The sequence below is a fragment of the Streptomyces sp. NPDC059679 genome, from assembly GCF_042734105.1.
Classification (GTDB): domain Bacteria; phylum Actinomycetota; class Actinomycetes; order Streptomycetales; family Streptomycetaceae; genus Streptomyces.
This window is the reverse complement of record NZ_JBHWES010000013.1, coordinates 100,353-113,827: the sequence shown is the minus strand read 5'-3', so window position 1 is coordinate 113,827 and position 13,475 is coordinate 100,353. Positions and strand designations below refer to the sequence as shown.

The 13,475-nt window shown below is 69.3% G+C and carries 10 protein-coding genes and 1 pseudogene; 5 read left to right on the top strand and 6 right to left on the bottom strand.

Features of this window, described 5'->3' with window-relative positions; translation table 11 throughout:
- Window positions 1–58 precede the first annotated feature (58 nt).
- Window positions 59–850, top strand: a pseudogene (locus tag ACFV2X_RS17035) (ThuA domain-containing protein); the annotation flags it as partial.
- 394 nt (window positions 851–1,244) lie between these two features.
- Here ACFV2X_RS17035 and ACFV2X_RS17030 read toward each other — a convergent pair.
- On the bottom strand, window positions 1,245–1,742 hold the full coding sequence (locus ACFV2X_RS17030) for a TetR-like C-terminal domain-containing protein (protein ID WP_385616907.1): 498 nt from the start codon (window positions 1,740–1,742) through the stop codon (window positions 1,245–1,247).
- Window positions 1,743–1,910: 168 nt separating this feature from the next.
- Here ACFV2X_RS17030 and ACFV2X_RS17025 point away from each other — a divergent pair, with 168 nt between their 5' ends.
- A complete protein-coding gene (locus tag ACFV2X_RS17025; RefSeq protein WP_385616905.1) occupies window positions 1,911–3,350 on the top strand; it encodes an SMI1/KNR4 family protein in 1,440 nt (479 codons plus the stop codon).
- Window positions 3,351–3,815: 465 nt separating this feature from the next.
- Here ACFV2X_RS17025 and ACFV2X_RS17020 read toward each other — a convergent pair whose 3' ends face one another.
- Together ACFV2X_RS17020 and ACFV2X_RS17015 are read right to left on the bottom strand one after the other, a co-directional pair.
- A complete protein-coding gene (locus tag ACFV2X_RS17020) occupies window positions 3,816–4,577 on the bottom strand; it encodes a hypothetical protein (RefSeq protein WP_385616903.1) in 762 nt (253 codons plus the stop codon).
- Between the two features lie 172 nt (window positions 4,578–4,749).
- Window positions 4,750–5,325, bottom strand: coding sequence for a hypothetical protein (locus ACFV2X_RS17015; protein ID WP_385616901.1), 576 nt, complete (start codon window positions 5,323–5,325; stop codon window positions 4,750–4,752).
- Between the two features lie 51 nt (window positions 5,326–5,376).
- Here ACFV2X_RS17015 and ACFV2X_RS17010 point away from each other — a divergent pair, with 51 nt between their 5' ends.
- Complete coding sequence (locus ACFV2X_RS17010; RefSeq protein ID WP_385616899.1) at window positions 5,377–6,144, top strand: hypothetical protein; 768 nt, start codon at window positions 5,377–5,379, stop codon at window positions 6,142–6,144.
- A gap of 44 nt (window positions 6,145–6,188) precedes the next feature.
- Here ACFV2X_RS17010 and ACFV2X_RS17005 read toward each other — a convergent pair whose 3' ends face one another.
- Together ACFV2X_RS17005 and ACFV2X_RS17000 are read right to left on the bottom strand one after the other, a co-directional pair.
- Window positions 6,189–7,472: a cellulose-binding protein gene (locus ACFV2X_RS17005; protein WP_385616898.1), complete on the bottom strand. Its 1,284-nt coding sequence runs from the start codon at window positions 7,470–7,472 to the stop codon at window positions 6,189–6,191.
- Window positions 7,473–7,667: 195 nt separating this feature from the next.
- A complete protein-coding gene (locus ACFV2X_RS17000; RefSeq protein ID WP_385616897.1) occupies window positions 7,668–10,046 on the bottom strand; it encodes a hypothetical protein in 2,379 nt (792 codons plus the stop codon).
- Between the two features lie 150 nt (window positions 10,047–10,196).
- Between ACFV2X_RS17000 and ACFV2X_RS16995 the strand changes: the two genes are divergently transcribed.
- Window positions 10,197–11,741 carry an SMI1/KNR4 family protein gene (locus ACFV2X_RS16995; protein ID WP_385616895.1) on the top strand — a complete coding sequence of 515 codons (1,545 nt, stop codon included), beginning with the start codon at window positions 10,197–10,199 and terminating at the stop codon, window positions 11,739–11,741.
- Between the two features lie 50 nt (window positions 11,742–11,791).
- Here the strand turns inward: ACFV2X_RS16995 and ACFV2X_RS16990 are convergent, their stop codons facing one another.
- Window positions 11,792–12,379: a TetR/AcrR family transcriptional regulator gene (locus ACFV2X_RS16990; RefSeq protein ID WP_385616893.1), complete on the bottom strand. Its 588-nt coding sequence runs from the start codon at window positions 12,377–12,379 to the stop codon at window positions 11,792–11,794.
- Between the two features lie 82 nt (window positions 12,380–12,461).
- Between ACFV2X_RS16990 and ACFV2X_RS16985 the strand changes: the two genes are divergently transcribed.
- Window positions 12,462–13,415 carry an oxidoreductase gene (locus ACFV2X_RS16985; RefSeq protein WP_385616891.1) on the top strand — a complete coding sequence of 318 codons (954 nt, stop codon included), beginning with the start codon at window positions 12,462–12,464 and terminating at the stop codon, window positions 13,413–13,415.
- The last annotated feature ends 60 nt before the right edge of the window (window positions 13,416–13,475 follow it).

Below are 13,475 nucleotides of genomic sequence, written 5' to 3'. Positions count from 1 at the left end.
CCGCGCGGTGTCCGCGGCCCTGCGGCTGCTGGCCCTGCTGGCCGTACTGCTTGGCCTGATGGCGGCCCCCGCCGCCCACGCGACGACGCACACCCCGAAGACCCCGAGGGCCCCGTTCAAGGTGCTGGCCCTCTACAGCGGCACCTGGGACGCCGCACACATCAACTTCGTCCACGAGGCCAACGACTGGTTCCCCAAGCAGGCCGCCCAGAACGGCTTCACCTACACCGCCAGTAACAACTGGAACCTGCTCGCGGACGGCGGGGTCAACGGCTACCAGGTCGTCCTCTTCCTCGACGATCTGCCGCAGACCGCCGCCCAGCGCACCGGCTTCGAGCGGTATATGCGCGGCGGCGGCGCCTGGATGGGCTTCCATGTGTCGGCTTTCACCACCGAAGCCCAGAACTGGTCCTGGTACCACAACCAGTTCCTCGGCAGCGGCAACTTCAAGTCCAACACCTGGGGCCCGACCACGGCCAAACTGAAGGTCGAGGACCGCACCCACCCCGCCACCAAGAACCTGCCCGCCCTGTTCACCTCGTCGGTCAGCGAGTGGTACAGCTGGTCGAACGATCTCCGGCAGAACCCGAACATCAAGATCCTGGCCTCCGTCGACCCGAGCAGCTTCCCCCTCGGCACCGACCCCGACCAGAGCTGGTACAGCGGCTACTACCCGATCCTGTGGACGAACACCACGTACAAGATGCTGTACGCCAACTTCGGCCACAACGCCATGGACTACGCGCACAACACACCCCTGTCCTCCACCTTCGCGAGCGAGACCCAGAACCGCTTCCTGCTCGACGGCCTGAAGTGGCTGGGCGGCGCGGCCACCACCCAGCCATCGGCCACCCAGCCCTCCTCCGCGCGACTCTGATACGCCAGTGCCCCGGGCGCCGCGGGAGGGCGCCCGGGGCGCCGGGCTGACGATCGAAGCGCGCTTCAGCTGCGCCGCCACGACCGAGGCGACCCGGCACCGGCGCCGCGGTCGATGGCCGTATGACGTCGGCACACCTCCTGTCCCCGCATGCCGGCCCACCGTGTCAGGACGACCGGAGGGCGGTGATCCGGTCGGCGAGGGCCCGATTCATCGCCTTGAACTGCGGCAGGGTGTTGTCGTGCAGCGTGCCCCGGTAGAACGGGATTGCCACGCCGGTGAAGTACTCCGAGCGCGGCGAGCAGCCGACGGCGGCGCAGGCGGTTCCGGGGCGGGCGGACGGCGGTTTCCGGCGCGGTCATGGCCATCAGCTCTCCGGGTGGGGAAGGACGCCGGTGAGGGTGGCGTTGACGAGGCGTTCGGCGTAGGCACGGTCGATCGGATGGCCGGTGATCAGAAGCCGGTAGTAGAGCGCGCCGGCGAGCTGGTCGAACAGCAGGCCGGGGTCGGTGGCGGCATCGAGGGCGCTGCGCTGCCTGGCACGTTCGATCAGCCCGAGGACCAGTTGGTTGCGCCGGGTGAAGACCTCACGTACCGGCACCCCGATATCGGGATGCCGGGCAGCCGCGGCCACGAGCTCGGCCACCACTCCGGCCGAGTGGTCGTCCGCGTCTCCGTGTTGCCCGGCACGTCGCATGCGGTTGAGCCCGAGGGCGATCTGCTCGGCGTGGTCGGTGAGATCCGCGCGTACGTCTCCGGTGTCCGGCACGGCGACGTCGTCCTGCATCCGGGCGACGACGGCGATGGCCAGATGATCCTTGGCCGGCCAGCGCCGGTAGTAGCGGGATCTGAGCTGTTTACGCAACGGAGGTATCGAAATCTGCCCCCGCGGCGGCCGCGTCACCCGCATCCGGGCGTCGCGGTGACCAACCCTGGTCGGCGCCGGAGGCCACGGCATCCGTTGCGGGCGGTTGTCGTACCCCTGTGCTGTTCTTGTCCTGCAGCAGTGGCCTCGAGATGAGGGAGTACATCGGTGAACCGCGAGCAGTGGCGTCCGTTCCTCCAGCAGTGGAGCGAGGAGTGGATCGACAGCCATGACCCGGAGAAGGACGCCGAGCTGGACGAGGCCGTCGTGCGTGACCGCTGGCTCGGCTTCGCCCCGGCGAGCGAAGAGGAGATCGCAGCGGCAGAGGCCCGCTTGGGCCGCACTCTGCCGGTGTCACTGCGCGAATTCCTGGCGGTCACCAACGGGTGGCGGGACGCGGGCTGCTTCATCTACCGGCTGGCCGGAACGGCTGAGCTGGAGTGGCTGGCCGACTCCGACCGGTCGTACCTGATCGACATCTACGACGAACTCGCGGAGGACGACGCAGAGAGCGAGGATGAAGAAGACGCTGACATGATCAATGAGGCAGCGGTGCTGAGGCGTTCTCTGCTCGTATCGCTCGATGGCGACGCGGCGGACATCTTCCTTGACCCCGGGGACGTGAATGAGCGCGGGGAGTGGACCGCTTACTGGCTCGCTTCGTGGTCGGGGAACGGGCTGGAGCCTTTCGACTCCTTCTACGAGTTGATGTATGACCAGTACAAGTCGTTCCATGCTCTGCGGAAACCGGAGGGGGAGACCAAGGACCGCTGGGGCACCCAGGTGGAAGAGGCCCGGCTCGCTGCCCTCAAAGGCGAAATCGACGGCCCCTTGAAGGTCCTGACCGACGCCGAAGACTTCGGCAACGAGCGGGCTCTGCTTCTGCGGTTCCAGATGCTGACCATGCTCGGCGGCGGTCAGCACGAGGCCGGGATCAGCCATGTCGTGAACTACGCGCACCATCCCGGCATCCTGCAACACCCCCTGTTTGGCGCCGAATTGCTGCCTCTTGTCTTCGAGGAAGACCGCACTCGCGATCTGCCACACGGATGGTCGACGCTGCGATTCTCCAAGGAGAACGGCCCGGAATGGCTGCGGTCGCTCATCGCCGACCACGAGGTCCGCCGTGCCGCCCCTGATTTCCAGCTCTCCTTCGGCAACCCGGAATTCAACGCCGCGGTCCACCACATCACGGACCGACTGGCCGCCGACCCCGCGTTCCAGGTCCCGGACCCGTATGAGGAGCAGCGACGGAACGCGACCTACGAAGAGGCGTGGGTGGACGGTCAGCCCGTCATGCGCGTGGAAATATCAACCCTGACTGTCTCCACGGTCCTCATCAGCGAGGAATCGGAGGACGGCGTGCCGGCCGACTTCGAAGCGAACGACCCCTTCGGCGCGTACGACCGGGCACGGGAGCGTCAGCGCCAGCTCATTGACGCGGCCTGGCCCGAACTGAGGGAGGCGATACGGCTATGGCGTCCGCTGCATGAGGACCACATCGCCCCCGTGGTGCTGTTCGCCGACCCCGTGCTCGCCGAGATGATCACCGGCGAGCGGGGGCGGGAAATCCTGTCGATGAGGCGGGAAGTCCGGCCGGAACACTAGGCGGTGGGTGCCTTGAGAGGAGTAAGGGGCAGCTGGCCCAACGCCCCGATTCCTCGGCCCGGCGGGCCCCTGAGCTCAGGACTGGCTCCGCTGCGCTGGACTGGGGGCGCGGGAGCGCGACGGATGGGCGAGCACCGGGGTGACGGCCCCCTGGGCAAGACGGCGACGATGCCTCCGGCGCCCCTCCGTTTCCCGCTGCCGGCCGTTTTGCGCCGAAGGCGCGAGACGATGCCCGCACGCGGCGTCCGGACCATACCATCCAGCGGTCGCCGGCCCGTTCGTCGCGCTCGCGCACCCCCAGCCGAGCGCACCGCTGGTCTGACCGGCTCGCCACCGCGCGGCAGCAGTTGCGGCGGAGCGCAGCGGAGCCAGTCCTGAGCTCAGCCGCCCGCCGGGCCGAGGAATCGGGACGCCGGGCCAGCCGCCCCCTTCCATTGGGTGCGGTAGCAGTCCGCGGAAGCCGGGCTACGAATTGGTGGGGACAGTGTCTTCACCGTCCGTTGAGGGGGGCATGCCTCGCTCTGCTGCCCAGGCGCACAATGCGGCTTCGGCTACCGTGCGGGACAGAGGGCCGCGGGCGAGGTGGAGTTCCTGAAGGTGGCGGATGGCCGCCCCTATCGTGCGACCCTGAGGTATGCCGAGCAGGGCGATGATTTCCTTGCCGTTGAGGGGCACCGGGACGCCGGGCAGGCGCTCATGAATGGCTCGGTCGGCTGCGGCACGCTCCTCGTACTCACGCTTGGCCCGCTCCCTCGCGTACCACTCGTCGTAGTCGGCCGCGTCGTACGCCTTCAGGGCGGCCCAGCGCCAGTCCTCCTCGTCCCGTCCTTGGCCAAGGCCTACTTCCACGAACAGGTCGCGACAGTCCGGCGCGCGGGGGTCGGCCGACACCACGCCGAGCCGGGCGAGCGCCGCGTTGATTGGCCAGTCCTCCCGCAGACCATCGAATTCCGACGTCTGCACTGGGCCCCATACCTGCACACCAGCCCGCCACAAGGCAGCAGCCTGATGCCCGTCGCCGCCCCAGAAGTCCGCTTTCACATGGGCCACAGGTCCGCCCTGTGAGAGGGCACACAGGATTCGCGGCAGATCACTGCGGAGCGCGGTGGGCAGTGGCATCAGCCCCAAACGTTGCGCGAGTGGGGCAACCACCGCCTCCGTCACTCCTTCGGCCCAGCTTCGCAAGCGGTCGAAGTCGCCTATGACAGCGTCGAGTCGGTACGACATCTGCGCACGGTAACCGCGTTCCCTCGGTGTCGGCCATCCGCTTTCGTCGCTGCCATCATCACGATCGAAGCACCCAAATAGATGGCTTCTTAGCCTTCCACCGGCGTACGACCAACCTGCCCTGCCGTCAACCCACGCCACCGCCGGAATCAACGAACTACCGGTAGTCATCTCACCACGGTTCGCGGAACGTGATGCCGAGGTGCTGGAAGAGCCCTTCGCGCTGCTCGGCAGTGGCCAGGACCATGACATCGTCGTGTCCGATGGTGTAGTGGCCGCTGTCGACGCAGCGGAAGGTTCGGGGGTCGTCGTCGGGGCTGAGCGCTTCGATGGCCGCCTGGGCCGCGCCCATGTCGAGGTAGTCGTTCGACTCCTGCTCCACGTCGAAGGAGAGCTCCTTGCCGTTGCGCTCGAAGTACATCGTCCCGAGGCCGGCGTCCTCGTCGTCCGGGTCTTCCTTGTCGAAGCGGAAGTTGTCGACGGTGACACTTCCTCCGGTGAGAGCCGCGGCTTCTCCCAGGAGCCATTGGTAGTGCTGGTCGGCGAAGTCGACGTCATCGGCGTGGATGGATACGGCCACGCCGAACTCCGTGAGCGAGCCGGCTATCTCATGGATTGGTTTCATTGCCATGTAGGCGAGGTCGTCGAAGTCGTCTATGACGCTTTGAGCCGTCTCCTGAGTGATCATGCCGAGTTCGGTGAGGACTTCAGCAACCCGTACGTAGTTGATCGGTTGAGGCTTCGCCATGGGTTCATCCTGTCAGCCGGAGATTGCTCCGCCCCCGGTAGCGTCGGACCCATGGCGATCACTACGGAAACGATCACACGGTTGCGGACCGCCGCGATGGCGGGCGATGCCCACGCCGCGCTGGAGCTGGGGCGACTGTTGTGCCTGACGGCATCGGAACCGAGAACGCCCGGCTCCGGTGACCAGACCTGGCCTGAGGAGCGTTGGCTGCGCGCCGCAGTGGAGGCACGGCCCGATGACATCGAGGCCCTGACGTTGCTGACTGGTCGCCTGGCCCAGCAGATCTCTTACTGGGAGGCCGTCTTGGACATGAACCCCGAGGTCATGGAGCAGTACGGGGAGGATGAGGGCACCATCAGGCGGCGGCAGATCGAGGCGGAGGAACTGTACGCCCGGATACGCGCGGCCGGTCCGTCCGGTCACGCCGCCGAGGCCGGACTGGATGAGCTGGCTGTGCTGCTCGGCGTGAGCGGCGAATCAGCGGCGGAGGCCGCGTACAGCGTCTACGTGTTCGAGGACGATGCATGGAGTGGAAGCGTGCGGTACAGCACGACCATCGTCGCGTCCGACGCCGACGAGATCCGCTGGGCATGCGATGAGTGGTTCGCGCTGGAGACCGGGCTCAGCAGCGCCCCCACGCTCACCACGTACGTGGACGGCGCCGAGGTGAGCTCGATCGACCTGCGCAGGCACCTCGTCGACGCGACCGTGTCATGGGACGACGTCGCCGTGCCCGAGCTGACCGGTGTTCGGTTGCCCGTGGGGCTGCCGGTCCCGGGGCACGGGCTGTGCTACGGCTTTGCGGGCGTGGCCGAGTAGCGCCCGAGATGCCGGAGCGCCCCGACGGAGCCGGGGCGCTCGAATCACTCGCCGCCGGGCTGATCGGCGAGGGTCGGAGTCGTCCAGGTTCGCCATTCGGCGAGGTTGCCCGGCTTCTTGCTCGAGATCCTGATCGTGCCGGCGGTGTTGCCCGTCTTCAGCAGGAACTTCTGGATGTTCTGCTGCAACGGGGTCTTCCACTCGGGCCTGACGGCGCAGTGGTTGCCGTCCTGGATGTCGGACCAGTACGTGATGTTGGCGCCCGCGCCGAGGGCCTTGTAGACCTCGGCCCCGCCGAGCGCCGCCACGCTGCCGGACTTGGCGCCCAGCCAGTCGATATGCGGGTTCTCCATGATGAACAGCCCGCGCGGCGCCACCATGGCCACGATTTCGTGTGTGTCCAGTGGCAGTGTGGTCGGGTTGCCTGTGAAGGAGCCGAACGCATCGCCCAGCCACGGCTGTTCCGAGTAGGCGCTGCTCAGGGGCTGTGAACCGCTCTCTCCGGGAATGCCGCGGAGTATGGGAGCCCCCGCGGTGCCCGACTCGATCGGCATGGTCAGCGCGATCCGCTGGTCGAAGGCGCCGATGGCGAAGGCACCCTTGCCGTAGCGCGAGCAACCCGTGACGCCCATCGCGTCCGCCTTGAGGATGTTGCCGCCCGACTGCTCGATGACGTCGATGATGCGGCTCACCCCCCAGGCCCAGGCCATGAGCACTCCGGTGCTGCTCTGTGAGCCGTAGATGCTGTAGTACGCGCCCTGCTTGTTGTTCCGTGGCGTGCCCTCGCGGCCGACCGCGAGGGGGTCGTAGCTGATGACGGCGGCGCCGGAGGCCTTGATGGTGGCGGTGTCCGCGCCGAATCCGCCCACGACCACGACGGCCGGGAAGGGGCCGGAACCACTGGGAAGTTCGACCTTGGCGGAGAAACTGGAGCTCTTGCCCTGGTCCGACACGTTCACCGTGATGTTGGTGTTCGAGACCGTCCCGGTGACACTGGCGGGCTTCGCGTGTTTCTCGCCGTAGACGTATTTCTCTGCCAGCTTCTTGATCTCGGCTCGTCTGCACCGCCAGTCGGACTTGGTGGTGATGCGCGTCCCGTTGAGCCGTGTGAAGGGGTCGGGGAGCTTGGAGTTGGCGGTCAAAGAGCCCGGGTCTTGTACGGCGCAGTCGGCGCCGTCGTCCTCGACACCGGGGGCGATGCGTGTCGCGGGCGTCCCGGGGTTGCCGGTGGCGCCTGCCTGGGTGGTGAGGGTGGTGGCCGTCAGGCTTGCGGCGGCCACGAGGACCGCGGGTGCCCACACCCGTGGCCGTAATCGCTCAAAGCGCATGTGGGGACCTCCCTGAGAGGGCGTGTTCTGGTGTGGGAGCGCTCCCACCATAGGGGCGGGTGCGATGGGTAGCAACACCTGTGACCCGGGCTCGGTCTTCCCATCGACCAGGCCCGGGACCCGGTCCCGCTGAGTGGCGCGTCAGCCTTGTGTCAGCCGCGAGTCAGCCCCGTGCCGGCCTCGCGCGAGCCCCGCTCAGTCCCGCGCCTCAAGGCTCTCGCGTACGAGACCGGCGGCCCAGGGCGCCCCCTCCATCGGCCACGAGGCGGCGAGTCGGGTGAGCAGGGCCCGGTGGTCCGCCAGCCGGGGCTCGTCGGTGAGGCCCAGGGCGGCCGCGGCCTGCACCTCCAGTTCCTCGCACCTGGTGGCGCGCACCAACTCCTCGGTCGCCGCGCCGCCCGGGGCATCCCGCAGCGATCCCAGCGCGTGGGTGCGCTGCGATACGGGAAGGCTGCCGTCGCGGGCGAGGGCCCCGAGGGTGCTGATCAACTCCTCGTCCGCCGTGTTCGTTTCGTAGAGGAACCCGCTGACCGTGTACAGGGCGCTGCTGCGCACCTCGGGGTCGCCGGCCTGCCGTAGGACACCCGCGAGCAGCGCCGCGTCGCCCGGCTCCCACGAGCGCCCCACGCGCAGCGCGTCCAACGCGCTCAGGTGGCCGGCGCCGGCCGGTGCCGGGGGCCGGTGCAGCGCCTCGCGGGCGCGGGCCAGCACCTGCGGCGCGTCGACCGAGCGTGCCTGCTCGCCGAAGTGACGCTCGAGGCCCTTGTCGTGGTACCAGTGATCCAGCGCGATGCCCACCGCCACCTCCTGACCGCTGTCGAGCAGGGTGCGGAGCGCGCGGTGGTACGCCTCCTCGCCGCTGGGCGCCCGCAGTTCGCGGTGTGCGCGGTGGAGGTCGGGGTCGGCGAGCCGGTGGTCTTCCCAGTGGATGCTGTGCATGCCACCCAACACCGCCTCGCGGACCAGATCGGCGTCGTGTGCCGAGGACATGATCTCGACCGGCCAGCTCTCCACCGCCTCTTCGAGCAGTTCACGGTGCTCGTCGATGCGCTTCGGGCGGGACAGCCACCAGGCCGCCTGGACGTGGATGTCCCAGTCGTCGCCGGCCAGGGCCCGCAGCAGCAGCGGGTTGGCCTCGGGGCCCAGCGCGTCGCCCAGCACGCGGAGTGCGATCTCGTGGTGGCCGGACAGGGATGGGTCGAACACGAAGCGGCTGATGAGGTCGACAAGTCGTTCACGATCGGGTCCGTCGGCCGCCCCGGCGGCCTCGGCCGTACGGTCGTCCGGCGTCGTCCCGGCCGCGCCGTCGTCTGCTTCGTTCGTGCCACCCGCGTCGTCCACGTCATCGGCGTCATCCGTGTCCAGCACTCCGTACGCGACCCAGAGCGCCTTGTCGCGTACCCCGTCGCTGGTGGCGCGCTCCAGCACCTCGGCGATCCGCCTCGCGTCCGATGGTTGCGGCCAGCGGGCGCCGATCGCGTTCAACGCGCTGATGTGGTTGGCGGCCTCGCCGGTACGCGGGCTCAGCTCGGGTGGCGACGGAGGATCGCCCAACACCTCCCAGGCCCGAGCGACTGCCTCGGGTGCGTACGCCTCGATCTCGTTCGAATTGAGGAAGTGGCCCAGCCCCTGCCAGCTCTCGAAGTAGTCGAGCGCGATGCCCACGGCCACCGGGTTTCCGCTGTGGAGCAGGGTGCGGAAGGCGCGGTGGTAGGCGTCCTCGCTGCCGGTGGGAAACATCAGCTCCGCGTGGGCGCGTTCGAGCTCCGGATCGTCGTCCAGCCGGGCCCCGAGCCAGTAGATGCTGTGAAACCCGGTCAGCGCCTCCCGCACCAGGCGCGCCTCGTATGGCGCGTCCTGCGGCCAGGTGGCCGCCAACTGCTCGACACGTTCCCGGTGGTCATGGAACCGGCCGCTGGTGGTGAGCCCGAGAGCGCCTTGGATCTGCAGCCGGAGCTCGCTCGACTCAGTGGCGCGGACCAGGAGGGCCGTCGCCTCGGGGTCGTCCGCCTCGAACACCGCGTGCAGGGCCTGCGTACGCTCCCCCATGTCGACGTCGAGGCTTTCGTCGAACGCCACGGCGCCGAGCGCGGCGACCAGCCGCGGGCTCGGCGTCTCGGCCGCGGCCAGCGCGGTGGCGGCGGCCGAGCAGGCGGTGGAGCGCACATTGTCATTGGTGGCGAGGGTCAGGGCGTCGGCGATGAGGTCCGCGTCGGCGGCTTCGGCGAGGTTCATCATCGCGTTCAGCGCGCTCGCGTGGTTGGCGCCCGCGGAGGTGTCCTCGTCCTCGGGGATCGGCGGCTGGCGGAGCAGTTCGCGGGCCACGGCGAGTACGTCGGGTCCGTACTGCTCGACCGCGCTCTCGCCACCGAACCGGGTCAGCGCCCCGGAGTACTGGAAGTGGTCGAGCGCGATGCCCGCGGCGACGGTGTGTCCGCTGTGGAGCAGGGTGCGGAAGGCGCGGAGGTACGCCTGCGCCTCGGTCGGAGCCATCAGCTCGTCATGCGCCTGCTCCAGTTCCGTGTCGGGCAGTTCGCAGCCTTGCCAATGGAAGCTGTGGAAGCCGGCCACCATGTATCCGCGTCTCCTTTCCGGGGGTCACCGAGCCTATCCCGTTGCAACGGGGCCCAGTTGTCGGTCACTGCTGCTGGAATGGGTCCCACGAGCAACACTCAGTCCGAGCAACCGAGCAACCGAGCAACCGAGCAACCGCAAGGGAGCCGTATGACCAGCCCGCAGAATCCGCAGAACCCGCAGATCACCGCACTGCTGCAGCAAGTGGCGCACAGCATGGCCAAAGGGGCGCCTCCAGGGTGGCGGCGGGCGTCGATCAGCGCTCGTGCCGGCCGGCACGGCATCGGCAGCCATGGAGTGGTCAATGTTCTGGCGAACGGCAGAACACGCCCCGGATCCATGCGGACCCCCAAGCAGCTGCAGCGGGTTTTCGAGCTGGACGACACCAGGGCCGACGAACTGACCATCGAGCTGGCGGTGTACCCCGACGGCCGGTTCGAGGCGCTGACCAGCCGAGCCATCGTGCTGCAGCCCCAAGGGCCGGGCCATGTCCACGTATTGCGGCCCGACGTCCGGCCACCCGACGCCGGCGATCTCCAGTCCGGGCCCGTGGACCTGACACAGGCCGGAGACGCGCAGGAGGTGGTGCGGCTGCTGTGGGCGTATCTGCGCAAGCGGGCCGAGATCTTCGGCTGGGAGCCGGGCCGCCTGGAACACTTCGAGGACGTGCTGCCCGCCCCCTGGAACGCCGAGGAGATCGACGACTACGAGCGGAAGCTGGGCGCGCCACTTCCGGACGACCTGCGCGCACTGTACGCCGTGGCCGACGGCGACGGCGGGGACGACGGCGCCCGGCTCTTCGACCGCCATATCTGGCTCGACATCGACCAGGTGGTCTCCTTCCGCCACGCGGACCGCTGGTGGGCGGCGGGTGACACCTGGCAGTACCACTCGCTCGGGTCGGTGCGCTCCGATGGTCTGCCGCGGGCCAGGGCGCGGTCCTCGGCCTACCGCCCCGGCTGGATCATCTTCGCGGAGAGCACCGGCGGCGACTTCCTGGCCGTGGACATGGATCCGGCCGAAGGTGGCCGCCCGGGTCAGGTGATCCGGGTGGGTCTGCATCATGACGACGGGCCCGTGTACGTGGCCGACTCGGTGACCGAGCTACTGCGGCTGCAACTGGCGGCGCTGGAGCGCGGCGACTACGAATGCGACGCCGCGTCCGAGGAGCTGTGGATCGACGCCGGGCTGCCGGAGCTCCCCGGCGACACCATCGAAGGCGCGGACGGCGAAAAGGACGGCGGAACGGAGGGCGCGGGCGCGGCGTCGGAGCCCCCCGTGCACCACGCTGACGTGACCTGCGACGCGGAGCTGTCGCCGCTGGCGGGACATCCCACGCTGGCGGCCGTGACGGTGCGGTCGACCGAGCCCGTGTCGCTGGCCCCGCTGCGGGACTGCCCCCGGCTGTACGGGTTGGATCTGTCGGGGGCGGCGGTGCGCGACGTCGAGGTGGCCGCCCGGATACCGGGCCTGCGGTATCTGGCGATGCGCCCGGAGCAGTGGCGGGAGCTCATCGAGCGCGCCGGGCCGCCGCCCGCCCTGGCCGCCGCCGTGCTGGCCGCCCCTTCCTCGGACGCCTCCTCCTCGGACGCCTCCTCCGACGTCTCCTCGCCGAAGACGCTGGCCGAGTGGGCGGCCGGCCTCGGCGGCGACCAGGGCGACATCCGCTACTACTCCGGCCGACTGCCCGGCTAGGGCTGTCGTCAAAGGGGGCGTCCGACCACAGGCAGGACCGGGCCTGGGGGCTACGCCGCGCAGCCCCGCAGAGCGAACGCGATGGTGGCGCCCAGGCCCTGCTCGACCTCTTCAGCGGGGAGTGTGCCGTTCGCCGCCAGGGTGGCGAAGCCGTGTATCGCGGCCATGACCGGCAGCATGATGCCCTCCACCGGCCCTGGACGCACCTCGTCCCTGCGTTGCCCTTCTTCGATCAGCCCCGTGGCGATCCCTGCCAGCCGCTGCGAGCATGCGATCAGCTCCTTGGACGCACCCGGTTCGTGCTTGACGGAGTACATGAGCTCCAGCAGGGCCGCGTTGTCCGTGGCGAAGCCCACGTAGGCGCGTGCGACCGCGTCCAGCCGGTCGGCGAAGGCATCGCCCGACTCCCGCGCCGCGGTCAGTGCCCCCAGGAAGCGGTCGAATCCCTCCAGGGCCAGCGCGTCCAGCAGGGCCTGCTTGTCCTTGAAGTGGCGGCTGGGCGCGGCATGGCTGACTCCGATGTCACGGGCCAGCTCCCGCAGCGACAGGGCGGCCGGGCCCTTGTCGCGCAGCGTCTGCTCGGCGCGGGTCAGCAGCGCGGTGCGCAGGTCTCCGTGATGGTACGGGCGGGTCTTCATGCCCAGCAGTCTATCCGCGGTGTGATCAGCGTCTACATTGTTGGCGTTGACATCATTGTTTGCGATGCCTACATTGGCTCGCATGGCAAAGACTCTGAACACATCCCGCTGGAACGAAACCCACCTCCCCGACCTGACCGGCCGCACCGCCGTGGTCACCGGAGCCAACAGCGGCCTCGGCCTCGCCACCGTCGACGCCCTGGCCCGGGCCGGTGCCCACGTCGTACTCGCCGTACGGGACACCGGCCGCGGCGAGGCCGCCGCCGCGGCCGTGACCGGTGCGCGCGGCACCCTGGAGGTGCGCCCGCTCGACCTGGCCGACCTCGCCTCGATCCGCCGGTTCGCCTCCTCCTGGCAAGGCGACCTCGATCTGCTGATCAACAACGCCGGCGTGATGAACATCCCGGAGGCCGGTACCAAGGACGGCTTCGAGATGCAGTTCGGCACCAACCACCTCGGCCACTTCGCGCTGACCAACCTGCTGCTGCCCCATATCACCGACCGGGTGGTGACCGTCTCCTCCGGGGCACACCGGATCCCGAGCGACAACCACATCCACTTCGAGAATCTGAACCTGACGGGCGAGTACACCCCGATGCACGCCTACGGCCAGTCCAAGCTGGCCAACCTGCTCTTCACCCTGGAACTCCAGCGCCGCCTGACCGCGGCCGGCTCCCACGTACGCGCCGTGGCCGCGCACCCCGGCTGGGCCGCCACCAACCTGCAGGGCAACGACGCCAGCTTCCTGCGCCGCGCGGCCATGCGGATGGGCAACCGGGTCTTCGCGCAGGACAGCAAGGCGGGCGCGCGGCCGACGCTGTACGCCGCGGTCCAGGACCTGCCCGGCGCGGCCTACGTCGGACCGGACGGCTTCGCCGAAATGCGCGGCGCCCCGACGCTGGTCGGCCGGTCCGTGGCGGCCAGCGACCCGGAAACGGCCCGCCGCCTGTGGACCGTGTCGGAGGAGCTGACCGGCGCCACCTTCCCCCAGCGGCTGGGCGCGGACTTGGCGAGGCCGACCGGTTCGGCGATATAATCGATATCTCTGCGCGCGCCGGTCCTTCCTGGAGAAGTTCGACCGCAGCGGCCCGAATTC